Raw genomic sequence first — 23,876 nt, 5'->3', positions numbered from 1 at the left:
TACTCTGCCCGAAAACCCGAATCCCAAAAGGCATTGCATGAGCGAGACCCAAGACAGCGGCTATCAGGTGCTGGCCCGGAAATACCGCCCCGAGACCTTTGCCGATCTCGTCGGCCAGGACGCGATGGTGCGCACGCTCAAGAACGCGTTCGAGGCCGACCGCATCGCGCAGGCCTTCATCATGACCGGTATCCGCGGCACCGGGAAAACCACCACCGCCCGGATCATCGCCAAGGGCATGAACTGCATCGGCCCCGACGGCAATGGCGGCCCCACCACCGATCCCTGCGGCCAGTGCGAGCATTGCAAGGCCATCATGGAAGGCCGGCACGTGGACGTGCTGGAAATGGACGCGGCCTCGAATACCGGCGTCGGCAACATCCGCGAAATCATCGAAAGCGTGCACTACCGCGCCGCATCGGCCCGCTACAAGGTCTACATCATCGACGAGGTCCACATGCTCTCCACGGGCGCGTTCAACGCGCTCTTGAAGACGCTCGAGGAGCCCCCCGCGCATGTGAAATTCATCTTCGCCACCACCGAGATCCGCAAGGTCCCGGTGACGGTCCTGTCGCGCTGCCAGCGCTTCGACCTGCGCCGGATCGAACCCGAGGTGATGCTCGACCTCCTGCGCCGCATCGCCACCGCCGAAAACGCCCAGATCGCCGAGGACGCGCTGGCGCTCATCACCCGCGCCGCCGAAGGCTCGGCGCGCGATGCCACCTCCCTGCTCGACCAGGCCATCTCCCACGGCGCGGGCGAGACCACCGCCGAACAGGTCCGCGCCATGCTGGGCCTCGCCGACCGCGGCCGCGTCATGGACCTTTTCGATCTCATCATGAAGGGCGACGCCGCCGGCGCCCTGACCGAACTTTCGTCGCAGTATGCCGAAGGCGCCGACCCGATGGCGGTCCTGCGGGATCTGGCCGAGATCACCCACTGGGTCAGCGTGGTCAAGATCACGCCCGAGGCCGCAGAGGACCCCACCATCGGCCCCGACGAGCGCACCCGCGGCGGCCAGATGGCCGAGGCGCTGCCGATGCGCGTGCTGACCCGCATGTGGCAGATGCTTCTGAAAGCGCTGGAAGAAGTCGCCGCCGCCCCCAACTCCATGATGGCCGCCGAGATGGCGATCATCCGCCTCACCCACGTCGCCGACCTCCCCACCCCCGAGGATCTCGTGCGCCGCCTGCGCGACAACCCGCCGTCCGGCCCCGCGCCCACGCCGCCCTCCGGCGGCAACGGCGCATCCCACGGCGCGCCCGCGCCCCAGTCCGGCCAGTCCGGCGGATATGCCCCGACGCAACCCTCCGGCGGCGGACATGGCGGCGGCGTCACCGCGCTCGCGACCCAGGCCGAAAGCGCCTTGGCCCACTACCCAACCTTCGACCACGTGGTCGAACTCATCCGCGCCCACCGCGACGTGAAACTGCTGGTCGAGGTCGAGACCTGCGTGCGCCTCGCCGCCTACCAGCCGGGCCGCATCGAGTTCGTCCCCACGGATACCGCCCCCACGGACCTTGCCCAACGTCTCGGCACCCGCCTGCAAACCTGGACCGGCAACCGCTGGGGCGTCACCGTGGTCAACGATGGCGGCGCCAAAACCATCGCCGAGGTCCGGGACGCCGCCCGCAACGCGCTCGAGGCCGAGGCCCGCGAACACCCGCTGGTGCAAGCCGTCTTCGCCGCCTTCCCCGAGGCCCGCATCGACGACATCCGCACGCCCGAGGACATCGCCGCAGAGGCCCAGGCCGACGCGCTGCCCGAGGTGGACGAGGAATGGGACCCCTTCGAAGAGGACTGACCCCTGCCGCCCCCGCCCCTCAGGGCAGGCGGACGCACTCCCTGACCGCGAACCGATCCAAGGCGGTAAAATCGTCGGCCCGCGCCCGTGTGACCAGCGACACGCGTTCCGGCCCCGAAAGCGACGGACCGACCTCCAGCGCGTAGACGTAATCGTCCCCGGCCATGTCCATCCGGCACGCGCCGTCGCAGATGAACACGTACGGCAGATCGTCCCCGTACTCCGTCCGAGTCTCAAGAAAGGCAGAATGGACCGCACCGTCATGCGCATAGATGCGCAGGACGCCCGAAACCAGGCTGGTCCCGTCCGCCGGCGCCAGGCTGCATTCCGTCACCGCCGCCGCTGCGGGCCACGGCACCGCGATCACGCCGGCCCACAGTAGGTTTCGCACCATGCCCCGTCCTTCCAATTGACCTTCTCCGGTAATACGCTCATTTCGGACCCGCTCAAGGAAAGTCTTGCCCGATGCGCCGCCACACATGCCTGTCGACCTGCGCCGCGCTGCTGGCCGCCCTGCCCGTGCCCGCTCGCGCGCAGGAGGTCTGCGCGCGCGTCCGCCCCGACTGGGACGGCGCGCCCGTGCCCGCGTGGGAAGAAGCGATCCTGCTCTTCGGCTCGCCCGCCTCCCTGGCGCTGCTCCTCGCCTCCGCCCTCGTCCTGCGCTTCCGCAGCGCCTGGGGCGCGCTCGCCGTCTTCGTCGGGTGGAGCCTGCTGGTCTCGGCCTTCACTCTCTTCGACACCACCGGCGGCCAACGCATCGCCGCCACTGCCGAGGGATGCATCGGCTCGCCAGTGCTCTTCATCTCGATCGTCATGGCCATGGGCGTGGGCCTGCTGCTCTATACCGGCAAACCGAAGGACGACACGCCCCGCTCCTGACGCACGCAGCGCCTCATTATCGCCCAAAACAGCTGCTACGTTCCCGCGCCGGGGCAAAGGTGATGAAATGTCAGTCGGATTCAACAGACCCTCTCGCGACTACGCGCAGTTGCGCCGGTGCCACCGCTGCGCCGGCTCGGGCCAGGCACCCTGCCAGGTCTGCTTCGGCCAGGGCACCACGCACCGGCGGACGGACCGCTTCGGCAAACCCGTCCACGACCGCTGCGACGGCTGCTTCGGCCGCAAGACAACCCGCTGCGGGCTGTGCAACGGCGACGGCTTCATCTCCTGATCGCCGGCTACGCAGGGTGGGTGAAAACCCACGCGCCTTAGTTGATGGGCATGCTGCGCACGCGCCAAAGTGCTGGGACTTCAACCTTTGCCACGTGAACGCTCCTGCGCCTCGAATTTTTCCCAGACGTGCATACGCCCGTTTTGCCGGGCATCTGCTAGCCACAGCTTTTTGCGCACGTCCGGCAGCTCCATTGACTTGTACTTACCCCCGGAAAATTTTGGCCAATCGATGGCCATTCCAATCTTGACCATCTCTGCGGAAATATCCCGACCATCGGGCAGAGAACACTTTGCAACCGTTCTGCCGTGAACATCCTTCTCAGTGACTTCCGCGGTGATCACCTGCCCCTTGCAAAGAGAAACCAAGGCCCACTTCGCTTTTTGCCCGTACGGGTGGTTTAGTTCCGGCGCGTCAACCCCGAAGAGGCGCACCTGGGTTTTCTGGATCACCAAAGTGTCACCATCGATGATATATGCACGCCCTTTCAGAGTGACTGGCGCTTTGACCGGCGCCGCACCCTTGGGTTCAAACCTAGGATACTCCGCACGTCTGCCCTTGTGGGACTTGCTTTCGGAGACTGCGGTGTTGTGCTTGCTAACTCTCGTGATGGTTCGGCGCGGCCGACCTCTTTTCACGAAAGCGAAAAGGACACACACTGAGACTATGATGACAATGATTTCCAAGCTGAAAATTCCTAAAAAAATATCGTCAGAAAATTTCGGAAAGCCTGCGTTGTATCCTTAACACATACCGCCCGCAGGCATACTCGAACACGCGCCTATGGATCGGGCAACGCGCCACGATTGCTTCGCTGAGAATTTCAAGACACCGTTGCCTAAAGCACTCAATCCCCATGGACACACCCCACCCCGCCGTCCTACCCTTCGGCGCATGACAGACACACCCGAACACCGCTGGCACGACATGGGCGGCCAGTCCGCCGGCCCCATCCCGATGGAAGGCCACGACTTCGCGCTGTGGGAAAAACGCGTCGACGCCCTCATGGTCCTCTGCGGCGCCAAGGGCCTCTTCACCGTCGACGGGCTCCGGCGCGCGCTCGAGGACATGGGCGAAGACGCGTTCGAGAAATATTCCTATTACGACCGCTGGATCGCCGCCACCAACCAGAACCTCATCGAGGCCGGCGCCTACACGCTCGAGGAACTGGGCCAGCGCATGGAAGAGGTCGCCCGCCGCGGCTCCACCTATGGCGAGGCACAGGCATGACACCCGCCGGCACGAAGGTCCGCGTTAAATCCATGACCCCGCCGGGCCATGTCCGCGCGCCGTCCTACCTGCGCGGAAAGACCGGCAAGGTCGAGCGCGTCCTCGGCAGCTTCAGGAACCCCGAACAGCTCGCCTACGGCCTGCCCGCCCCGGAAAAGACCCTCTACCGCGTCCGCTTCACCATGGCCGAGCTTTGGGGCGACGCGGCGGAACACCCCGCCGACACGGTCGACGCAGAGATCTACGACCACTGGCTGGAAGAGGCCTGACGCACATGCCCCACGACCACCACGATCACCTCTCGCCGTCGGGCCACCCCTACCGACAGGACAACGACGCCCCCCTGACCTATTTCCAGCGCATGGAAATCGCCGTGCGCGAGCTTCTGATCGAAAAGGGCCACCTCACCCCGGCCGAGATCGCGACCCAGATCGACGCCATGGATGCCCGCTCGCCGGCCAACGGCGCTGCCGTGGTCGCCTGTGCCTGGACCGACCCGGACTTCAAGGCGCGGTTGATGGACAACGCCGGCGACGCCACCCGCGAGATGGGCTTCGACATCGGCCCCCTGCACCTGGTCGCGGTCGAGAACACCGCCGACACCCACAACATGATCGTCTGCACGCTCTGCTCGTGCTACCCGCGCAACCTGCTGGGCCTGCCGCCCGACTGGTACAAGACCCGCGCCTACCGCTCCCGCGCGGTGCGCGAACCCCGCGCGGTCCTGCGCGAGTTCGGCGTAGAGCTGTCCGAGACCACGCGCATCCGCGTCCACGACAGCACCGCCGACATGCGCTACATCGTCCTGCCCGCCCGGCCCCCGGGCACCGACGGCATGACCGAGGCCGCGCTGGCCAAGCTGGTCACCCGCGACTCGATGATCGGCACCGGCCTGCCCCTCGCGCCTGAAAACACTTGAGGCAGCCCCGCCCCCGGCGTATCCCCTGTCCATGAGCCGCGAGCCCGAAAAAATTCCCCTCGGCGAACGCCTGACCGGCGCGGCCCTCGTCGCGCCCATCCGCCTGGCCCGCCTGCTGCCCTACCGCTGGCGCATCCCCTTCGCGGCCTGGCTGACGACCCGCGTTCTGGCGCCGCTTGCGGGCTACCGCAAACGCGTGCGCGAAAACCTCGCCCTCGTCCGCCCGGACCTGTCGCGCGCAGAGGTCGAGAGCCTCGCCCGCCGCGTCCCCGACAATGCCGGGCGCAACATGATGGAGCTCTACTCGCCCGAGTTCCCCGACCACGCCCGCAAGTCGCCGGTCGTCGGCCCCGGCCTGCCGGACGTCCGCGCCGCCCGCGACGCCGGCCGCCCGGTCATCTTCGTGACCGGGCATTTCGGCAGCTTCAACGCCGCGCGCATGGCGATGATGGAACAGGGCTTCAACATGGGCGTGTTCTATCGCCCCATGGCCAACCGCCCGTTCAATTCGCATTATGTCCAGGCGATGGCCGACCTCTCCGAGCCGATGTTCGAACAGGGCCGCAAGGGGATGATGCAGATGGTCAAGCACCTGCGCTCCGGCGGCGTGCTGGCGATCCTCAACGACCTCAACGCCCATGACGGCGTGCCGCTCGATTTCTTCGGCAAGCCAGCGCTGACATCGCTCGCCACCGCCGAGATGGCGCTGAAATTCGACGCCCTTCTCGTGCCGGTCTGGGGCCTGCGCGACGCCGATGGCCTCCACTTCACCATCCACACCGAAACGCCCATCGCCCATTCCGACCCGGTCACCATGACCCGCGAATTCAACGCCCGGCTGGAAGCGGCCGTACGCGACAACATGGAACAGTGGTTCTGGATTCACCGCCGCTGGAAAGACGGCACCGGGCCGCTGGCCGACCGCGGCGCCGACTACCTGCGCGAACTGGAAGAAAAAGCCTGATCCAAATGTGCGGCTGCGCCGCGCTCTTTTCGGTTTGACGAGGGGCGCTGCCCCTCAAACTCCCCGGAGTATTTCCAGCAGGAAAAGCCCGGACCACTCCAACTCTTCCTCTGGCCATAAATATCCCCGCCGGAGGCCTGAAACTCCTACCGTCTCAGGTCCACTTCGCGACCGGCGGCAGGCTCATCAGCACCGCATCCGCATCATGCCCCGTGGCCAGCCCGAACTTGGTGCCCCGGTCGTAGACAAGGTTGTATTCCGCATAAAGCCCGCGATGCACCAGCTGCGCCTCCTTGTCGGCCTCGCTCCAGTCCTGCGCGCGGCGTTTCTCGACCAGCGGCAGATAGGCCTTCAGAAAGGCCCGCCCGATATCCTGCGTGAGGGCGAAATCCGCCTCCCAGTCGCCGGTATTCCGGTCGTCCATGAAAATGCCGCCCACGCCCCGCGCCCGGTGGCGGTGCGGGATATAGAAATACTCGTCCGCCCAGGCCTTCAGCGCCGGGTAGATCTCCTGCCCGTGCGGATCCAGGTGCGCCTTTTGCTGATCGTGGAAATGCGCGGTGTCCTCGTCGTATTCGATGCAAGGGTTCAGGTCCGACCCACCGCCGAACCACCACGCATGCGGGGTCCAGAACATCCGCGTGTTCATATGCACCGCCGGCACGTGCGGGTTCTGCATATGCGCCACAAGGCTGATGCCGCTGGCCCAGAAGCTGGGATCGTCCGCCATCCCCGGCACGCCCCGCGCCGCCATCGCCTTCTGCGCCTGCTCTCCCAGCTGGCCGAACACTTCCGACACGTTCACGCCCACCTTCTCGAACACGCGCCCGCCGCGCATCACGCTCATCAGTCCGCCGCCCGCGTCCGATCCGTCGTCGCTGGTGCGCTTGGTGGGCTTCACCTCGAACCGCCCCGGCGCCGCGTCCGACATCGGACCGCTCTCGTGGCTGTCCTCCAGCCCCTCGAAGGCCGCGACGATCTCGTCGCGCAGCTGGTGAAACCACGTCGCGGCGCGGGATTTCTGTTCTGTCATGTGCGTCATGGTACTTCCTTCGGCCGGGCCGCCCGGAAGGGCGGGCGAGCGGGCCTCATTAGTGCGCGGGCGCCGACACCGGGTCAAGCAGCGACCGGCCGCCATCCACCGTCATGATCTGCCCGGTCATGAAGCTCGATCCGTCGCAGGCAAGGTACTGCACGGCCTCGGCCATCTCGTTCGGCGCCGCGATCCGTCCCAGGGGCGTATGCGCCTCGATATCCTCGCGGTAGGTCTTGTTGTCGCGCAGAGTGTCCTGCAGCGACGCGCTCATGACCGACCCGAACGCCACCGCGTTCACCCTGATCCGGTGCGGCGCGAGCGCCACCGCCAGGCTGCGCGTCATCTGGTCCACCGCCGCCGAGGCGATGGAATAGCCCAAAAGGTCGGGATGCGTCCGCCGCCCCGCGATCGACGACAGGTTCACGATCGAGCCCACCGGCCCCTCGTCCCGCCCTTCCGCCTGCTTGATCATCCGCTTGGCCACAAGCTGGCTCAGCCGCAGCGCCGTCATCAGGTTCTGGTTCAGGAGCTGCTCCACCGCGTCGTCGTCGGGGTTCAGCGGATCCGACGGCAGCAATTGCCGCCACGCGTTGACCAGGACATCCACATCCTCGTAGGCGTCGATCGTCGCCGAGAGGAGATTCGCCAGCGTCAGCTTTTCCCGCAGGTCGCCCGCGAACCATCGCTTGCTGGCGCCATCCTCGTTCTCGCCCAGCTCGTGCTTGAGCTGCTTTTCGTTGAGGTCCGCGAACATCACGTTCGCCCCCTTGTCGACGAAATGCCGCCCGATGGCGAGGCCCACGCCACTGGCCGCGCCGGTCACGATGACCGTCTTTCCCTGTATCGAAAAGGACATGGCTCGATCTCTCCCTGATGGCCCGCCCGGACCGTTCTAGCGCAACTCAGCCCCGGGTGCGAGACGGTCGTGCCGCCTGCACGATCTTGAAGCGGTTGTCGCCCCCGATCTCGCGCACCTCGCCGAAGGCCGCTGAAAGGTCGCCCTCGTAAGGCAGGTGCCGGTTGGCCACCATGTAAAGCTGCCCGCGCGGGCTCAGCATGCGCGCCGCCGCCCGGATGAAGGCGCGTCCCAGCTCCGGGTCACTGGCCCGCCCGATGTGAAAGGGCGGGTTCATCACCACCGCATCCACCGGCCCCGGCGCGGTCCAGTCGCGCGCGTCGGCCCAGTGAAACTCGGCCCGCGCGTCGCTCACGTTTTCGCGCGCGCAGTCCAGCGCGACGCGATCGGCCTCTACCAGGTGCAGCGCCTGCACGGCGTCGCGCCTCAGCACGTGATGCGCCAGGTACCCCCAGCCCGCGCCCAGGTCGACCACCTGCGCGCCCAGCTTCTCGGGCAGTGCCTCGGCCAGCAGGCGCGAGGCCGGATCCACCCCGTCGGCCGAGAAAACACCCGGCGCGGTGACGAAAGTCTTACCGTCATCCTCCACCGTCGTGCTGTCCGCCAGCGCCCAGTCCGAGAAATCAGCGCCCGCGCCGATGCTGAAAAGCTTGCCATGCGCCTTCGACAGCGGCGCGGACACATCGGACCGCTTGCGGCAGGCTTTCAGGATCGATTCGATCCCGTCCGTCTTGGCGCCGTCCACCACGACGATCCCGTCGCTAACACTTGCGGCCTCGGCGATCAGGCCTTGGCACTGTGCCTTGGCCCGCGTGGCAAAGACCAGCGCCGCGCCGTAGCGCCCCTCGGGCGCCAGCACACAGTCCCAACCGGCGGCCTGGAACGCCTCCCAGTCTGGCCGGAACCGGGTGATGATCTGCGTGCGGTCCTTCGGCAGCGCCGACAGGTCCGCCCCCGTGCGCGGCGCGAACACGGCCACCCGCGCGCCCTCGGGCCACGCGATCGTGCCATCCTCCACGGCCAGCGACAGGCGGGATGCCGTGCTCACCCTATTCCTTTTCCATGGTGCATTGCAGCGGATGCTGGTGGCGCCGGGCGAAATCCATCACCTGCCCCACCTTGGTCTCCGCAATCTCGTGGCTGAACACGCCCACGACCGCGACGCCCTTCTTGTGCACGGTCAGCATGATCTCGAACGCCTGCGCGTGGTTCATGCCGAAAAACCGCTCCAGAACCGCGACGACGAATTCCATCGGGGTGTAGTCGTCGTTCAGCAGCAACACCTTGTAAAGCGGCGGCCGCTTGGTCTTGGGCTTGGTATCGACCACCACGGCGGCATCGCCGTCGCCGTCATCGTCCTTGCCCGACATGATCACCTGTTGCTGCATCAATCCCCGTGCTGCGTATGGCGTTTCGTGAGCGGTTTATATAACTTCCATGAAGCGTCTGAAAAGGGGGCGCGTCGGGGGCAAGGGCCGCAATGACGCAAAATCTCACGACAATCGCCTTCGATGCCGACGACACGCTCTGGCACAACGAACGGTTCTTCAAGCTGACCGAGGACAGATTCGCCGATCTCCTGCGCGATTACGTCGAAGGGCACCACTTGGCCGAGCACCTTCTGGCCGCCGAGAAACGCAATCTCGGGCACTATGGCTTCGGCATCAAGGGCTTCACCCTTTCGATGATCGAAACCGCCATCGACGTCACCGACGGCCGCGTGCCGGCCTCGGTCATCTCCGAACTGATCGCCGCCGGCCGCGAGATGCTGGAACATCCCATAGAGCTTCTGCCGCATGCGCGGGAGGCGGTCGCGGCCGTGGCCGACACCCATCGCGTGCTTCTGGTGACCAAGGGCGACCTTCTGGACCAGGAGCGCAAGCTGGCCCAGTCCGGGCTGGGCGATCTCTTCGACGCGGTCGAGATCGTGTCGGACAAGACGCCCGAAATCTACACCCGCATTTTCGACCGCCACGGCACCGGCGCGGCCCATGCGCTGATGGCCGGCAATTCCCTGCGCTCGGACGTGAACCCGGTGATCGCCGCCGGTGGCTGGGGCGTGCACGTCCCCCACGACCTCACCTGGGGCTACGAGGTGGACGACGCCCCCAAGGACGCCACGCGATTTCGAAAGGTGAAGGATCTGGGCGAATTGCCCGCGCTGGTCGACGCGATCGGCTGACGCCGTGCGAAAGCTCGGCCCAGCCGAATGCGTAGGGTGGGTGAAAACCCACGCGTCACTCCTGTAGCGTGGGTTTCCAACCCACGAAACCCCAACGCGCACCCTACTCCAGAACCGCCGCCGCCTCGATCAACCCCGCGCCGCCCTTGTTCTGCAACAACACCGCCACCGGCGCATCGCCCCCGGCCTCGGCGCTGACACGCAACGGGGCGGCCCCGTCCCATACGCCCAGCACCCGCATCTCGGTCACCACGTTGGCATAGCTGATCGTCCGGCCCGCGTTCTCGCCGCGCTTGATATGCACCGTGCTTTCGGGCCGGAACCGCACCAGCTGTACCGTCAGCGGCCCGTCCAGCCCCTTCAGGCTTTCGGCCTCCACCAGCACGCTGTCGCCTTGCCGCGTGAGGTCCAGCGCAACCGTCTTCGGCAGGCGTCGGTGCCGGTCGATCACGTCCACCACGTCCATGGGCCGGTTGCCCACCACGTCGTCGGCCCCGTTGATCACCATCTGCGGCGTGTAGATCACGTTGCGCTCCGCCAACTTGGCATAGGCCCTCTGCCGCTTGGTGTTCGCCGGGCTGGCAAAGCTGTCCTTCCAGCCGATGTAATCCCAGTAATCCACGTGCATCGACAGCGCGATCACGCCCTCGTGGCCCGCCACCTTGTGAAAGAACCTGTCCGCCTCGGGACAGGACGAACAGCCCTGGCTGGTGAACAGTTCCACCACCACCGGGCGGCCCGTTTCCTGCGCCATCGCCGGTGCCGCGAAAAACAGCACAAGGGCCGCGACCCCCGTGAACACTCTGCTGAAATTCATGTCTGGCGCTCTACTTCATTGTTCGTGACACCGCTTCTGAGTATTCATCCCGGCATGAAACTGCCAATCAAGGTTTCGAGAGAGTCGCGTGAAAACTGTAACATTCATCAATTGTGTGCAATAGTATACAAAACCTGCCGACCCCCTCTTGAACGACTCCGCGGATTCGGTCAGAAGCAAGCCAGACAGTCCTGCCTTCATACGTGAAAGGATATCCAACAATGCCCATTACCGTCGGTCACGACTCCTCCAAGACCCGCAAGACGCTGAAGGTCGGCGACACCTCCGTCGCCTACTATTCAATCGCCGCCGCCGAAGAGGCGGGCCTGGGCGATTTCTCCAAGCTGCCCGCCGCGCTCAAGGTGGTGCTGGAAAACATGCTGCGTTTCGAGGACGGCAAGACCGTCACCACCGACGACATCAAGGCGTTTTCGGACTGGGCCAAGGATGGCGGCAAGGGCACCAAGGAACTGGCCTATCGTCCCGCCCGCGTGCTGATGCAGGATTTCACCGGCGTCCCCGCCGTGGTCGACCTCGCCGCGATGCGCGACGGGATCAAGGAACTGGGCGGCGACGCGCAAAAGATCAACCCGCTCAACCCCGTTGACCTGGTGATCGACCATTCGGTCATGATCGACGAATTCGGCAACCCCCGCGCCTTCCAGATGAACGTCGACCGTGAATACGAGCGCAACATGGAGCGCTACCAGTTCCTGAAATGGGGCCAGGGCGCCTTCAACAACTTCCGCGTGGTCCCGCCGGGCACCGGCATCTGCCACCAGGTGAATCTCGAATACCTCGCCCAGACCGTCTGGACCGACAAGGACCAGAACGGCGAAACCGTCGCCTACCCCGACACCCTCGTGGGCACCGACAGCCACACCACCATGGTCAACGGGGCCGCCGTCCTCGGCTGGGGCGTCGGCGGGATCGAGGCAGAGGCCGCCATGCTGGGCCAGCCCATCTCGATGCTCATCCCCGAGGTCGTCGGCTTTGAACTCAGCGGCAAGATGGTCGAAGGCACTACCGGCACCGACCTCGTGCTCAAGGTCGTGGAAATGCTGCGCGAGAAGGGCGTCGTCGGGAAGTTCGTCGAATTCTACGGCGACGGGCTCGATACGTTGCCGCTGGCCGACCGCGCCACCATCGCCAACATGGCCCCCGAATACGGCGCCACCTGCGGCTTCTTCCCGATCGACGACGAAACCCTGCGCTACCTGCGCCAGACGGGCCGCGACGAGGACCGCATCGCGCTGGTGGAAACCTACGCCAAGGAAAACGGCTTCTGGCGCGGATCGGACTACAACCCGGTCTATACCGACACGCTGCATCTCGACATGGGCACCATCGTGCCCGCCATCTCCGGCCCCAAGCGCCCGCAGGACTACATCGCGCTCGACAAGGCCGCGACGGCGTTCCACCAGTATGTGAAGGGCATCCGTGAAGGCAAGGATGCCGGCCCCGACACCGAGGCCCGCTGGGAAGGTGAAGGCGGCGCGCCCGAACCGCGCGACATCCCCGGCAACGAAGGTCATCACCGCCGCGGGTGGTACACCGACGAGGACGGCAACAAGCACCAGCTGCATGACGGCTCCGTGGTGATCGCCTCGATCACCTCCTGCACCAACACCTCCAACCCCTACGTGATGATCGGCGCGGGTCTCGTGGCGCGCAAGGCGCACGAGCTGGGCCTCACCCGCAAGCCCTGGGTCAAGACCTCGCTCGCGCCCGGCAGCCAGGTGGTGTCGCACTACCTCGAGGCGGCAGAGCTTCAGGACGATCTCGACGCCATTGGCTTCAACCTCGTGGGCTACGGCTGCACCACCTGCATCGGCAACTCCGGCCCGCTGGACGAACCGATCTCCAAAGCGATCAACGATTGCGACCTGATCGGCGTCTCAGTGCTCTCGGGCAACCGCAACTTCGAGGGCCGCATCTCTCCGGATGTGCGCGCCAACTACCTCGCCTCGCCGCCGCTGGTGGTGGCCTACGCGCTGGTGGGCGACATGAATGTCGACATCGCCAAGGACCCGCTGGGCCAGGACAAGGACGGCAACGACGTCTATCTCAAGGACATCTGGCCGTCGCAAAGCGAAATCGCCGAGCTGGTCGAAAAAACCGTCACCCGCGAGGCGTTCCAGTCGAAATACGCCGACGTCTTCAAGGGCGACGAGAAATGGCAGGAGGTCGAGACCTCCGACGCCGAAACCTACGACTGGCCGCCGCAATCGACCTACGTCCAGAACCCGCCCTACTTCCAGGGCATGAGCAAGGACCCCGGCACGATTTCCAACATCGAGGGCGCCCGCGTTCTGGCCCTTCTGGGCGACATGGTCACCACCGACCACATCTCGCCCGCGGGCTCGTTCAAGGAAACCACCCCGGCCGGCGAATACCTGCGCGAACGCCAGGTGCCGGTGCGCGAGTTCAACTCCTACGGCTCGCGCCGCGGCAACCACGAGGTCATGATGCGCGGCACCTTCGCCAACATCCGTATCAAGAACGAGATGCTGGACGGTGTCGAAGGCGGCTACACCAAGGGCCCCGACGGCGAACAGACCTCGATCTACGACGCCGCCATGGCCTACCAGGACCAGGGCACCCCGCTGGTGATCTTCGGCGGCGAGCAATACGGTGCGGGCTCCTCGCGCGACTGGGCCGCCAAGGGCACCGCGCTTCTGGGCGTGAAGGCCGTGATCGCCGAGAACTTCGAACGCATCCACCGCTCGAATCTCGTCGGCATGGGCGTCATCCCGTTCGAGTTCACCGGCGGCGACACCCGCAAGACGCTGGAACTGACCGGCGAGGAAGAGGTTTCGATCCACGGCCTCGACGACATCAAGCCCCAGGCCGAAGTGCCCTGCACGATCACCTATAAAGACGGCACGACGAAGGAAATCACCCTCAAGTGCCGCATCGATACGGCGATCGAGATCGAGTACGTCGAACACGGCGGCGTGCTGCACTACGTGCTGCGCAACCTCGCGCAGGAACCGATGGCGGCAGAGTAAGCACCGCGGAACCAAACGTAGGGCGGGGATTTTCCCCGCCCTTTTTTGTGCTTTGATCCGTTTTTTCGTTCCCGCGCGGATTCAAGGCGCGGCAGCGCCGCGCCGCCGCGCGATCGCCAGACCGCCCCCCGGGCTGGCGATCGGTCGACGTAAGTGCTTCGATCAAAGGTTCTGCGGATGTGGCAACCATAAAGCGCCCCGAACACCCCTCAGGTCCGCCACCCCGCGGTCTGGCAATCGCGCGGCTCACTCCACACCAGACCACGATGGTTGGTGACACCCCACCGCCCCAATGGCTAAAACCCCACGCCTTTCCCACCCTCCCCTTGCCGACACACCCCACGGCCCGTATCTATGACCCAACACCCCTCAAACCCCGGGAGAAACAGATGTTCAAAGGACTAGGCCAGCTCGGCGACATGAGCAAAATGATGAAGGCCGCGCAGGAAATGCAGACCAAGATGGCCGAGCTTCAGGAAGAGATGCACAACATCACCGTGACCGGCGAATCCGGCGCGGGTCTCGTCAAGGCCGTCTGCTCCGCCAAGGGCGAGCTCAAGAGCCTCGACATCGACCCCTCGATCTTCAACTCCGACGACAAGGAAGTGGTCGAGGACCTGATCCTCGCCGCCATCAAGGACGCCCAGGCCAAGGCCAGCGACAAGGCGCAGGAAGAGATGGGCAAGCTGACCGAGGGCATGGGCCTGCCCGAAGGCATGAAGCTGCCGTTCTGAGGCGCCCCCCGCGCTCATGAACTCCACCCGCGACATCGACGCCCTGATCGAGATGATGGCCAAGCTGCCGGGCCTCGGCCCGCGCTCGGCCCGCCGGGCGGTCCTGCACATGATCCGCAAGCGCGAGCTTCTGCTGTCGCCGCTTGCGGACCTCATGGGCCAGGTCGCCCTCACGGCCCGCGAATGCATTGTCTGCGGCAATGTCGGTACCACCGAGACCTGCGATATCTGCCTGTCTGAAAAACGCGGCAACGGCATGATCTGCGTGGTCGAGGACGTGGCCGACCTCTGGGCGATGGAACGCGCGGCCGTTTTCAAGGGCCGCTACCACGTGCTGGGCGGCACGCTTTCGGCGCTCGACCAGGTCGGCCCCGAACAGCTCCGCATCCCCCGGCTCGTGGACCGCATCGAGACGGAAAACATCACCGAGGTCATCCTGGCGCTGGCCGCCACCGTCGACGGCCAGACCACGGCCCATTACATCGCCGACCAGCTCGAGGACCGCGTCACCCTCACCTCGCTGGCCCAGGGCGTCCCCATCGGCGGCGAGCTCGATTATCTCGACGACGGCACCATCACCGCCGCCCTCAATGCGCGAAAGGCACTCTGACCCGCTCCTGACGCGACCTGTCTGCCATCCCCCGTAGGGTGGGTGACAACCCACCACGTCGGTAGGTGAAAACCCGCGCCCACACACCATGACATCCCCGAACAACACCACCCGCGCCATCCTCGTCATCACCCTCGCGGTGGCGGCCCTCGCGCTCGGCGACGCGCTCATCAAGCTCTCATCGGGCGCGATCTCGCTCTGGCAGATGTTCATCCTGCGCTCGGCCCTCGTACTGCCCGTACTGCTAGCTCTCATGGCGCTCTTCGCGCGGTCGGCCTTCGCCTTGCGCCACCCCGGCTGGACCGGCCTGCGCAGCCTGGTCCTCGTCGCCATGTGGGTCGCCTATTATGCCGCCCTGCCGCATGTTCCCCTGTCGGTCGCGGCGGCGGGCTATTACACCTCGCCGCTCTTCATCACGCTCTTCGGCGCCCTGGCCACCCGCAGTGCCATCGCCCCGCGTCACTGGCTCGCCGTCGCGATCGGCTTTGCAGGCGTGCTCCTGATCATCAAGCCCACCGCCTCGGGCCTTTCCGCCTTCGCGCTCCTGCCCCTGCTGGCGGCCATGCTCTATGCCGTCGCCATGCTGATGACCGGAACGCGCTGCCGGGGCGAGCACCCGCTGATGCTCTCGGCCGTGCTGAACGTCGCCTTCATACTGGCGGGCGGCCTCGCCTTTGCCCTCCTGCCGGCCCCGACGGGAACGCCCGCGCCCTTCACCGCTGCCTGGACAGCGCTCGACTCCGCCGACTGGCGCACCATCGCGGTCCTCGCCACCGCCATCCTGATCGGCAGCATCGGCGCGGCCTATGCCTACCAGAACGGTCCGCCCGCCGTGATCGGCACGTTCGACTTCACCTATGTCGGGTTCTCGGCGCTCTGGGGCTGGCTCATCTTCACCGAACGTCCCGACGCGCTCTCGTCGCTCGGCATCGCGCTGATCGTCGGCGCGGGCCTGCTGGCCATCTCGCGTCCCGCACCGGCCCCGTCGCCGCCCCGGACCTGATCCGGGGCCTCACGCGCGCAGGTCTTCGCGGGGCGGCGCGCCGAACTTGCGCGTGTATTCCCGGCTGAATTGCGTCGGGCTCTCGTAACCAACGGCGAACGCCACCGACGACACGCTCTGCCCGCCCAGCCGCAGGTGCTCACGCGCCTGCAACAGGCGCATCTCCTTCTGGTATTGCAGCGGCGTCGTCGCCGTCACCGCCTTGAACCGCGCGTGAAAGGTCGACCGGCTCATCCCCGCCAGACGCGCCAGCGCCTCGGTCCGCACCGGCTCGGCCACATGCGCCCGCAAATGCGCGATCACGTCCGAGATCCGTCCGGCAGGCCCGCCCGCCAGCAATGCCCGCAACGTCGCCCCCTGCGGTGACACCAGCAGCCGGTAATGGATCTCCCGCTGCACCAGCGGCCCCAGCACACCGGCCTCTCCTGGCCGCTCGACCAGGTCCAGCAAACGCGCGAACGCATCGCATAGCGGGTCATCCGCCTCGTGCAGCGTCATCGCACGTCCCGTGACACCTGCCTGGTCCTCGTCCACCTCCGACACCAGTTCCCGCAGGATCGACAGGTCCAGCGGCAGGATCAGCGCGATATAGGGCTGGCGCGACGTCGCCTCCACGATCCGCGACACGATGGGCACGTCATGGCTCACCACCAGCATCCGCCCGGCAGAGGCGCGCACACCGCCGCCCTGGGTCCCGGTGTCTTTCGCGCCCTGTAGGACGAAACACACCAGCGGCTCATAGATCATCGCCTCCAGCGGCGACAGCGCCGGACGCCGTGCGATGGCCAGCCGCGCCACGCTGGTATCGACCGTGCCATCGGCCACGCCCGCCGTCGCGCAAACCCGCTCCGCCGCGGCGATCATCCTGTCCATCGTCATATGCGCCTCCGCACTCCGATCCGGAGTTTTATGGCATGTTTCGCGCCCCGCGCCATCGCCCAACCCATCGCTTCCGGAGGATCAGGCAAATCTTCCGGACAATCCGGCAGGCACGGGTGCGAAGCCCGGTGCATATCCCTTCCATCCAAACCAACCCGGACAAGGAGTGTCAAAATGACCGACAGAATCGCATTCATCACCGGCGGCAGCCGCGGCCTCGGGCGCAGCATGGCGCTGAAACTGGCCGAGGCCGGCATCGGCGTGGTCTTCACCTACCTGGGCAACAAGTCCGCCGCCGACGCCACCCTGGCCGAGATCGAGGCGGCAGGCGGCACGGCCGCGGCCCTGCAACTCGACGTCGCCGACGCCGCCCAGGCCGCCGCCCTGCCCGACCGCCTACGCACCACGCTGCGGGAAACCTTCAACCGTGACACGATCGACCACCTGGTCAACAATGCCGGCACCGGCGTCTGGGCGCTCTTTGCCGACACCACGCAAGAGCAACTCGACGCGCTGTTCGCCATGCACGTCAAGGGCCCCTACCTGCTGACGCAAGCCCTGCTGCCGATGATCGAGGATGGCGGCAAGATCGTCATGATCTCCTCGGGCCTCGCCCGCTTCGCCCTGCCCGGTTACTCGGCCTACGCCGCGATGAAAGGCGCGGTCGAGGTCATGACCCGCTATCTCGCGCAGGAACTCGGCGAGCGGCGCATCTCGGTCAACACCATCGCCCCCGGCGCGGTCGAGACCGATTTCGGCGGCGGCGCCGTGCGCGACAATCCCGAGGTCAACCGGATGATCGCGGACAACACCGCCCTGGGCCGCGCCGGCCTGCCCGACGATATCGGCGGCGCCGTCGCCGCCCTGCTGGCGGGCGAGACGCACTGGGTCACCGCGCAGCGGATCGAGGTTTCCGGCGGCATGAAGATCTGACAGCGCAGCGGACCCCGCCACGAAAAACGCTTGCCGGATCTTCTCCGGCAGGCGTTCCATGGTCATCGTCTCTTCAGGCGACCCCTCGATCAGGGCCTCAGGCCTTGTCGTCGTCCTCGTCACCGTCATCATCGGGCAGGTTGAAGAAGGTCTCGGCGTCGTATTCCTTTTCCTTCTCCTCCTCGCCGGCGGTATCGTCACCGCCAAGGCTGAACGTCTCCAGCCCCTCGATGGCCGTGGGCATCCGCGGCTCGGCATCCGACTCCAGGCTCTGCTCGGTCGACAACAGCTTGCGACGCTCATCATCGTCCATCGGCTGGCCTTCCTTGGCCTTCTTCGCGGCAGCCTTCTGGACGGCGGCATCCAGCTCGGTCTGTTTGCACAGGCCCAGCGCGACGGGGTCGATCGGCTGCATGTTGGCGATGTTCCAGTGGGTCCGCTCGCGGATCGTCTGGATCGTCGGCTTGGTGGTACCCACCAGCTTCGCGATCTGCGCATCGGCCAGCTCGGGGTGGAACTTCACCAGCCACAGGATCGCGTTCGGCCGGTCCTGCCGCTTGCTGAGCGGGGTATAACGCGGCCCGCGCCGCTTTTCCTCGCCCACGGCGGCGGCGTTGAACTTCAGCTTCAGCTTGTGCAGCGGGTCCTTCTCGGCCTTGTCGATATCGTCCTGCGTCAGCTGGTTGTTGGCGATCGGGTCGAACCCCTTCACGCCGGCGGCCACGTCGCCATCGGCGATCCCCTGGATCTCCAGCTCGTGCATCCCGACGAAATCGGCGATCTGCTTGAAACTGATCGTGGTGTTGTCCACCAGCCAGACGGCGGTGGCCTTGGCCATCAACGGTTTCGACATCTTTCAAAGACTCCTTCACGCATATCTTTCCCCTCGCCTGAAACGGCGGTCCCGGGGGCCGGGACGGGTTCTCGTTGTCGGGGAACTTGGCGGCTATATAGTAGCCTCCGACGCAAAAAGAAAGAGCGAACATGCGCGCGTTTCTCGCCCTGCTTTTCTCCGCCACCACCTACCTGGCCGAGGGCGACCGGCCCGGCGAATTCGACTACTACATCCTCAGCCTCAGCTGGTCGCCCACCTGGTGCGCCATCGAGGGCGACAACCGCAACTCACCGCAATGCGACGCGTCGCGCGACCTGGGCTGGGTGCTGCACGGCCTCTGGCCGCAATACCACCGCGGCTGGCCGGACCATTGCCAATCGCCCCAACGCCCGCCCACCCGCGCCATGACGAACGACATGGCCGATATCATGGGCACCTCAGGCCTGGCGTGGTACCAGTGGAAGAAACACGGCACCTGCTCAGGCCTCTCCGCCCCCGCCTACTACGCCCTTGCCCGCGAGGCTTACGGGCGCATCACGAGGCCCGAGGTCTTCCGCAAACTGAAAGACCCCGTCAAACTCCCCGCCTCCGTGGTCGAAGAGGCGTTCCTCAAGGCCAATCCCCAGCTTGAGCCGGACATGATAACCGTCACCTGCCGCGCGGGCCGCATCCAAGAAGCACGGATCTGCCTCTCCCGAGACCTCGCCCCGGTCCCCTGCGGCCGCGACGTGATCCGCGACTGCACGCTGGACGATGCACTCTTCGATCCGATTCGGTGAAGCCGCAGCAGCCAAGCCGCCAATCACACTGTCGGCGCACGGCTTCGAGACCCCAAGACACGCCGGAAAGTCAGGTCAAATTCATCCCGAAGGTCATAGACCTCTTCCTTGCTGACATTGCTGATCTTGAATCCGTCATTCGGATCGACATGTGCCAACAGGCTGACGCCGACGACATACGAATAAATATCGAATGCCATGTCTCTGAGATCCTGGTTGACCTCCTCTGACGCAATGACGCTTATCGCTTCAGAAAGCTTGCGGAAAAGCGAATGATCCCAGACCCTTTCCTCGTGCAGTCGACCTACGAACGAGCTGCTTGTGTAATGAGGGCTGGCAACTGAATTTTGACCGATGATGATTGGCGCGTCGTGCTTGTCCATTTTCGGACGATAGATCCTGCACGTTTTTCCGGCAATGGCGGCCATGAGCTCCAAGCAGCCATAAACTTGGTCACCCAACGTCCGCTTGCAAACGCCCTCAGCAGAAATGGCTCAGAAAAGACGCATCACCAGCACCACCGCCGCCACCGGCACCAAGAGCACATGCAGCATCATATCGAACCAGTTGCTGCTCCCCCAACCCATGACCCACACCAACTGTCCCAGAACGGCGACAACGGCCAGAAACCAGTTCCCCGTCACCAGCGCATAAAGGCACACCGCCAGCACCATCCCCGCCACCGGCCACGGCGCATAGCCAACCCGGTACACATCCACCGGAATCACCCCGAACGCGCAAGCCAGGAACGCCACGTAGGCACACAGGAACACCGCGATCTCCACGCCAGAGAATCCCGGCACGTCCCAGCCAAGAGACACCGCCACATGCCGTAGCGCCAGCGCCGGCAGCATCACCCCGAACGGCGCCAGCACCGCTACCGCGCCGCTCACCGCCACGGTATCGCGCCACAAAACGCCGACCAGAACCGCGGCCACCAGCGCCAGCCCGGCGGCCAGCGAGGACGACAGCACCAGCCCGCCAAGCGCAAACACCACCCAGCCCAGCACCACCGCCACGCCCACCATCGCGCCCAAGCCGCTCATTGCGCCGCCACCCAGGCACCGTTCAGCACATGCGCCCGAAGCCCCGTCTTGTTCCCCACCGAATAGACCAGCGCGATCTCGCCACCCTCCAACAGCCTCAACATCGGATACCGCGCCCCCGCCCCGTTCGGCTCAAGCTCCCGCAGGACGCGCCAGCTGTCCCCTTCATCGTCCGACAAGAGCAGCCGCAATCGGTCTCCCCCCTCGGGATCGTCATTCGCCGCCATCAGGATGCGGCCCCCGCCCAGGCCCAGCGCCGCCACCGGCGCGCTCCGGTTCGGCATGTCGGACGGCACCACCTCCGACCACGTCCTGCCGCCATCCTCTGTATAGCTCTCCAACAGCCGCCCCGACGGCGCGAAATCCCGCAGCCACGCCACCGCCCGGTTCTCGCCCAAGGGCACCACCATCGGCTGGATCGGCTGACCCGCGCCTGCCATCCGCGCCATATCCCGCACCCGGCCACCCGGCCCGAACCGTACCAGCGCCCCATGCGCCGCGCCCATCTCGAAATAGGCCGGCAAGCCCATGCTCCCGTCGGCGAACCGCACCATCGGCGATTTCACCAGGTGCGAGCGGTTCAGGAATGGCGACAGGTTCAGCTTGGCAGCCCGCACAGGCCCGCCCGCCACCATCTCCACGTCCGCGACCGAGGCCATGGCCCAGCCGCCCACCGACACCACTGTCGCAAACACGTGCCCCGGCGCGGCCTCGTTCTCCACCGTGTTGCCCAGCGTCACCACGAGCTGCGCCGGGTTCATTGCACGGCCCAGCGCGCCGCGCGTGATCCGCACGTCTCGTCCAGCCTCTTGCCAACCGCCCGGCCCGCGCCGCAATGAAACTCCGTGAATATCCACATCCGCCTGCGCCTCCGCCGAGCCTTCGAACCACAGCACGTCAAAGCCCCCGTCGGTCACCACCACCGACGCCGAATGCGCCTGCCCTGCCGCCACGTCGTACTGAAACACCGTCTCGAAGCTCGGCGCCCCCGTCTCCGGCACCGCCTCCGGCACCGCGAACCGCCAGACCGGCGGCACATCCCGCGCCACCGCCCAGGCGCTCAGGCCCACGCTCAGCGCCATCAGGCAAAGGATCACCACCTGCGCCGCGCCCATCGCCTCAGCCCACCTTCAACACGATCTTGCCGATGTGATCGCTCGTCTCCATCCGCGCATGTGCCGCCGCGGCCTGCGCCAGCGGAAACTCCGAATCCATCACCGGCGCCACCCACCCCGCCTCCAGCAAGGGCCAGACCTCGCGCCGCAACGCCTCCGCGATCCGCGCCTTGGCCAGCCTGCTCTTAGGCCGCAAAGTAGAGCCGGTGACGGTTAGCCGCCGCGTCATGACTTCGGTGAAATCCATCTCCACCGTCGGCCCCTGCAGAAACGCGATCTGCACCAGCCGCCCCTCTTCCGCCAGCGCGGCGATGTTGCGCGGCAGGTACGCGCCACCCACCATGTCCAGGATCAGATCGGCGCCCCGGCGCGCCCGCATCTCCTCCACGAAATCCACCTCGCGATAGTTGAACGCCGCCGCTGCGCCCAATTCCTCGCAGACCCGGCACTTTTCCTCCGACCCCGCCGTCGCGAACACCCGCGCGCCCCGCGCCGCCGCCAGCTGTATCGCCACCGTCCCGATCCCACTCGATCCACCATGCACCAGGAACCGCTCACCAGCGGCCAGCCGTCCCCGGCCGAACACGTTGGTCCACACGGTAAAGAACGTCTCCGGCAGGCACGCCGCCCGGTCCATCGCCATGCCCCCGGGCACCGGCAGGCAATGCGCGGCATCCGTCACCACAGCTTCGGCATACCCCCCGCCCGGCACCAGCGCACAGACCCGGTCGCCTACCTGCCATCCGGTCACGCCCGGCCCGAGCGCCGCGATCTCGCCCGACACTTCCAGCCCCGGCAATCCGCTCGCCCCAGGCGGCGGATCATACATCCCCGCCCGCTGCAACGCATCGGGCCGGTTCACCCCGGCATAGGCCACCCGGATCACCACCTCGCCATACCCGGGCTCCGGCCAGTCCCGCTCGGCCAGCGCCAGCACCTCCGGCCCGCCCGGCGCGGTGATCTCGACAACCTTCATCCTGTCCGACATCATCTTTCCCCCGTCGCCCCGTCGTACCAGCCCCCCGCGAAAAAGCAACAAACTGCGCCAATCGGCGCCGCCTTCGAGGCCTCCAAAGCCCCACCTCTTCCTCTGGCCCAAAATATCCCCGCCGGAGGCTCCCACAGATGCCACCGGGCGCACCGCCCGCCTGAACGTAAGGTGGGTGAAAACCCACCGCTCCCACAAGGGAAAAGCCCGCTACCGCGTCCAGCGCCCTGGCAATCCGCCGGTCCGCCCCGGCGCGGGCTTGCGGATCTTCGACAGGACCGCCAGCGGTCCCGCCATCAGCCCGCTCACGACCCGGTTCTCCCGCGCCTTCGCCTTGACCTTCTCGATCTGCATCACGTCCTCGATCCGCCGATCCAGGAAGTCCCAGGTCCGGGCGTGGCCTTCGCTCTCGTCGCCCAGCCAATACAGCACGGTCGACGAATAGACCCCCGACAGGGTCGCGCGCTTGGTGTACCAGTTCACGTCGTCCGAGGTATCGCCCAGCACCTCCCAGATCCTGTCGCAGGTGCCCCAGATCGCCCTGGCCCCGTCCAGCGCATGATGCGGCAGCGCAAACAGCGTCACGCCCCGGCGCACCAGTTCCTTGTCATCGACCGCCTCCAGCCGATAGCGCACCGCCGCCGCAACCCGCTCGCTGTACCGCATCCGGCTCAGGTCCTCCTGCTCCATCCGCGCCAGCATCGCCGCGTCGCCTTCCTCATGAAAGGCCAACGCCAGGTCCACCGCCCCGCGCGGGCAGGCCGCCTTCACCAGGCCGTGCGAAATGCCGGCATCCTCCGCCGCGGCGCGCAGGCTCGCCTCGCTCCATCCGTCGAAGGGGACATGCGGCTTGATGCTCTCAAGAAGCCGCGCCTTGGTATCTGATGCTTGTTCGGTCATGCGCTGAATGTAGGACGGTGAGCGCCCTTGGGCAACTGCGCGCGCACGGCCCGGCGGACAAGGG

28 protein-coding genes are annotated in these 23,876 nt (G+C 66.3%); 14 read left to right on the top strand and 14 right to left on the bottom strand.

Features of this window, described 5'->3' with window-relative positions:
• Window positions 1-37 precede the first annotated feature (37 nt).
• On the top strand, window positions 38-1,804 hold the full coding sequence (locus ACQY4V_RS19815; protein WP_428514703.1) for a DNA polymerase III subunit gamma/tau: 1,767 nt from the start codon (window positions 38-40) through the stop codon (window positions 1,802-1,804).
• 19 nt (window positions 1,805-1,823) lie between these two features.
• Here ACQY4V_RS19815 and ACQY4V_RS19810 read toward each other — a convergent pair whose 3' ends face one another.
• Window positions 1,824-2,198 (bottom strand): hypothetical protein, encoded by a 375-nt coding sequence (locus tag ACQY4V_RS19810; RefSeq protein ID WP_428514701.1) that lies wholly within the window; start codon window positions 2,196-2,198, stop codon window positions 1,824-1,826.
• Between the two features lie 71 nt (window positions 2,199-2,269).
• On the opposite strand from ACQY4V_RS19810, the gene ACQY4V_RS19805 reads away from it, so the two are divergent.
• On the top strand, window positions 2,270-2,683 hold the full coding sequence (locus ACQY4V_RS19805) for a hypothetical protein (protein ID WP_428514699.1): 414 nt from the start codon (window positions 2,270-2,272) through the stop codon (window positions 2,681-2,683).
• Window positions 2,684-2,750: 67 nt separating this feature from the next.
• A complete protein-coding gene (locus ACQY4V_RS19800) occupies window positions 2,751-2,975 on the top strand; it encodes a hypothetical protein (RefSeq protein WP_152496641.1) in 225 nt (74 codons plus the stop codon).
• 80 nt (window positions 2,976-3,055) lie between these two features.
• On the opposite strand, the gene ACQY4V_RS19795 is transcribed toward ACQY4V_RS19800, so the two are convergent.
• Window positions 3,056-3,427 carry a thermonuclease family protein gene (locus ACQY4V_RS19795; RefSeq protein WP_428514697.1) on the bottom strand — a complete coding sequence of 124 codons (372 nt, stop codon included), beginning with the start codon at window positions 3,425-3,427 and terminating at the stop codon, window positions 3,056-3,058.
• Between the two features lie 475 nt (window positions 3,428-3,902).
• Here ACQY4V_RS19795 and ACQY4V_RS19790 point away from each other — a divergent pair, with 475 nt between their 5' ends.
• From ACQY4V_RS19790 to ACQY4V_RS19775, 4 genes are read left to right on the top strand one after another with little or no spacing between them, the layout of a single operon-like run.
• The gene (locus ACQY4V_RS19790) at window positions 3,903-4,205 is read left to right on the top strand and encodes a ScnB-like protein (RefSeq protein WP_428517309.1); all 303 of its coding nucleotides are present in this window, start codon (window positions 3,903-3,905) and stop codon (window positions 4,203-4,205) included.
• On the top strand, window positions 4,202-4,474 hold the full coding sequence (locus ACQY4V_RS19785; RefSeq protein WP_428514695.1) for an SH3-like domain-containing protein: 273 nt from the start codon (window positions 4,202-4,204) through the stop codon (window positions 4,472-4,474). The genes ACQY4V_RS19790 and ACQY4V_RS19785 overlap by 4 nt, the downstream gene beginning before the upstream one ends.
• 5 nt (window positions 4,475-4,479) lie before the next feature.
• Window positions 4,480-5,124 carry a nitrile hydratase subunit alpha gene (nthA, locus tag ACQY4V_RS19780; RefSeq protein WP_428514693.1) on the top strand — a complete coding sequence of 215 codons (645 nt, stop codon included), beginning with the start codon at window positions 4,480-4,482 and terminating at the stop codon, window positions 5,122-5,124.
• Between the two features lie 31 nt (window positions 5,125-5,155).
• Entirely contained in the window at window positions 5,156-6,088 is a 933-nt protein-coding gene (locus tag ACQY4V_RS19775; RefSeq protein WP_428514691.1) for a lysophospholipid acyltransferase family protein, read from the top strand.
• A 154-nt stretch (window positions 6,089-6,242) separates the two neighbouring features.
• On the opposite strand, the gene hemF is transcribed toward ACQY4V_RS19775, so the two are convergent.
• From hemF to clpS, 4 genes are read right to left on the bottom strand one after another with little or no spacing between them, the layout of a single operon-like run.
• Window positions 6,243-7,121, bottom strand: a complete 879-nt coding sequence (gene hemF, locus ACQY4V_RS19770) for an oxygen-dependent coproporphyrinogen oxidase (RefSeq protein ID WP_428517307.1) — start codon at window positions 7,119-7,121, stop codon at window positions 6,243-6,245.
• Window positions 7,122-7,179: 58 nt separating this feature from the next.
• The gene (locus ACQY4V_RS19765; RefSeq protein WP_152491059.1) at window positions 7,180-7,980 is read right to left on the bottom strand and encodes an SDR family NAD(P)-dependent oxidoreductase; all 801 of its coding nucleotides are present in this window, start codon (window positions 7,978-7,980) and stop codon (window positions 7,180-7,182) included.
• 46 nt (window positions 7,981-8,026) lie between these two features.
• The gene (locus tag ACQY4V_RS19760) at window positions 8,027-9,028 is read right to left on the bottom strand and encodes a class I SAM-dependent methyltransferase (protein WP_428514688.1); all 1,002 of its coding nucleotides are present in this window, start codon (window positions 9,026-9,028) and stop codon (window positions 8,027-8,029) included.
• Window position 9,029: 1 nt separating this feature from the next.
• The gene (gene clpS, locus ACQY4V_RS19755) at window positions 9,030-9,368 is read right to left on the bottom strand and encodes an ATP-dependent Clp protease adapter ClpS (protein ID WP_428514686.1); all 339 of its coding nucleotides are present in this window, start codon (window positions 9,366-9,368) and stop codon (window positions 9,030-9,032) included.
• A 92-nt stretch (window positions 9,369-9,460) separates the two neighbouring features.
• Here clpS and ACQY4V_RS19750 point away from each other — a divergent pair, with 92 nt between their 5' ends.
• Window positions 9,461-10,162 carry an HAD family hydrolase gene (locus tag ACQY4V_RS19750; protein ID WP_428514684.1) on the top strand — a complete coding sequence of 234 codons (702 nt, stop codon included), beginning with the start codon at window positions 9,461-9,463 and terminating at the stop codon, window positions 10,160-10,162.
• Window positions 10,163-10,265: 103 nt separating this feature from the next.
• On the opposite strand, the gene ACQY4V_RS19745 is transcribed toward ACQY4V_RS19750, so the two are convergent.
• Window positions 10,266-10,979 carry a DUF1223 domain-containing protein gene (locus ACQY4V_RS19745; RefSeq protein WP_428514682.1) on the bottom strand — a complete coding sequence of 238 codons (714 nt, stop codon included), beginning with the start codon at window positions 10,977-10,979 and terminating at the stop codon, window positions 10,266-10,268.
• A 221-nt stretch (window positions 10,980-11,200) separates the two neighbouring features.
• Between ACQY4V_RS19745 and acnA the strand changes: the two genes are divergently transcribed.
• The 4 genes from acnA (at window position 11,201) to ACQY4V_RS19725 (ending at window position 16,337) form a co-directional block, all read left to right on the top strand.
• On the top strand, window positions 11,201-13,990 hold the full coding sequence (gene acnA, locus ACQY4V_RS19740) for an aconitate hydratase AcnA (protein ID WP_428514680.1): 2,790 nt from the start codon (window positions 11,201-11,203) through the stop codon (window positions 13,988-13,990).
• A gap of 389 nt (window positions 13,991-14,379) precedes the next feature.
• Window positions 14,380-14,724 (top strand): YbaB/EbfC family nucleoid-associated protein, encoded by a 345-nt coding sequence (locus tag ACQY4V_RS19735; RefSeq protein ID WP_152491053.1) that lies wholly within the window; start codon window positions 14,380-14,382, stop codon window positions 14,722-14,724.
• 16 nt (window positions 14,725-14,740) lie between these two features.
• Complete coding sequence (gene recR / locus ACQY4V_RS19730) at window positions 14,741-15,334, top strand: recombination mediator RecR (RefSeq protein ID WP_428514677.1); 594 nt, start codon at window positions 14,741-14,743, stop codon at window positions 15,332-15,334.
• Window positions 15,335-15,422: 88 nt separating this feature from the next.
• On the top strand, window positions 15,423-16,337 hold the full coding sequence (locus ACQY4V_RS19725) for a DMT family transporter (RefSeq protein WP_428514675.1): 915 nt from the start codon (window positions 15,423-15,425) through the stop codon (window positions 16,335-16,337).
• Between the two features lie 9 nt (window positions 16,338-16,346).
• Here ACQY4V_RS19725 and ACQY4V_RS19720 read toward each other — a convergent pair whose 3' ends face one another.
• Window positions 16,347-17,216 carry an AraC family transcriptional regulator N-terminal domain-containing protein gene (locus ACQY4V_RS19720; protein ID WP_428514673.1) on the bottom strand — a complete coding sequence of 290 codons (870 nt, stop codon included), beginning with the start codon at window positions 17,214-17,216 and terminating at the stop codon, window positions 16,347-16,349.
• Window positions 17,217-17,390: 174 nt separating this feature from the next.
• On the opposite strand from ACQY4V_RS19720, the gene ACQY4V_RS19715 reads away from it, so the two are divergent.
• A complete protein-coding gene (locus tag ACQY4V_RS19715) occupies window positions 17,391-18,149 on the top strand; it encodes an SDR family NAD(P)-dependent oxidoreductase (protein ID WP_428514671.1) in 759 nt (252 codons plus the stop codon).
• A 97-nt stretch (window positions 18,150-18,246) separates the two neighbouring features.
• On the opposite strand, the gene ACQY4V_RS19710 is transcribed toward ACQY4V_RS19715, so the two are convergent.
• Window positions 18,247-19,002: a DUF1013 domain-containing protein gene (locus ACQY4V_RS19710; RefSeq protein ID WP_428514669.1), complete on the bottom strand. Its 756-nt coding sequence runs from the start codon at window positions 19,000-19,002 to the stop codon at window positions 18,247-18,249.
• A gap of 131 nt (window positions 19,003-19,133) precedes the next feature.
• Between ACQY4V_RS19710 and ACQY4V_RS19705 the strand changes: the two genes are divergently transcribed.
• Window positions 19,134-19,763, top strand: coding sequence for a ribonuclease T2 family protein (locus tag ACQY4V_RS19705; RefSeq protein ID WP_428514667.1), 630 nt, complete (start codon window positions 19,134-19,136; stop codon window positions 19,761-19,763).
• A gap of 23 nt (window positions 19,764-19,786) precedes the next feature.
• On the opposite strand, the gene ACQY4V_RS19700 is transcribed toward ACQY4V_RS19705, so the two are convergent.
• The 5 genes from ACQY4V_RS19700 to ACQY4V_RS19680 form a co-directional block, all read right to left on the bottom strand.
• Window positions 19,787-20,146 (bottom strand): hypothetical protein, encoded by a 360-nt coding sequence (locus ACQY4V_RS19700; protein WP_428514665.1) that lies wholly within the window; start codon window positions 20,144-20,146, stop codon window positions 19,787-19,789.
• A gap of 111 nt (window positions 20,147-20,257) precedes the next feature.
• Entirely contained in the window at window positions 20,258-20,809 is a 552-nt protein-coding gene (locus ACQY4V_RS19695; protein WP_428514663.1) for a hypothetical protein, read from the bottom strand.
• Complete coding sequence (locus ACQY4V_RS19690) at window positions 20,806-21,924, bottom strand: exo-alpha-sialidase (protein ID WP_428514661.1); 1,119 nt, start codon at window positions 21,922-21,924, stop codon at window positions 20,806-20,808. Before ACQY4V_RS19690 ends, ACQY4V_RS19695 begins: the two co-directional genes overlap by 4 nt.
• Before the next feature lie 4 nt (window positions 21,925-21,928).
• Window positions 21,929-22,912, bottom strand: coding sequence for an NAD(P)H-quinone oxidoreductase (locus ACQY4V_RS19685; protein WP_428514659.1), 984 nt, complete (start codon window positions 22,910-22,912; stop codon window positions 21,929-21,931).
• A gap of 210 nt (window positions 22,913-23,122) precedes the next feature.
• Window positions 23,123-23,812, bottom strand: a complete 690-nt coding sequence (locus ACQY4V_RS19680) for a COQ9 family protein (RefSeq protein WP_428514657.1) — start codon at window positions 23,810-23,812, stop codon at window positions 23,123-23,125.
• Window positions 23,813-23,876: the final 64 nt, after the last annotated feature.

It is taken from the genome of Roseovarius sp., assembly GCF_965277045.1.
Lineage (GTDB): Bacteria > Pseudomonadota > Alphaproteobacteria > Rhodobacterales > Rhodobacteraceae > Roseovarius.
This window is presented reverse-complemented; position numbering and strand designations above follow the sequence as displayed.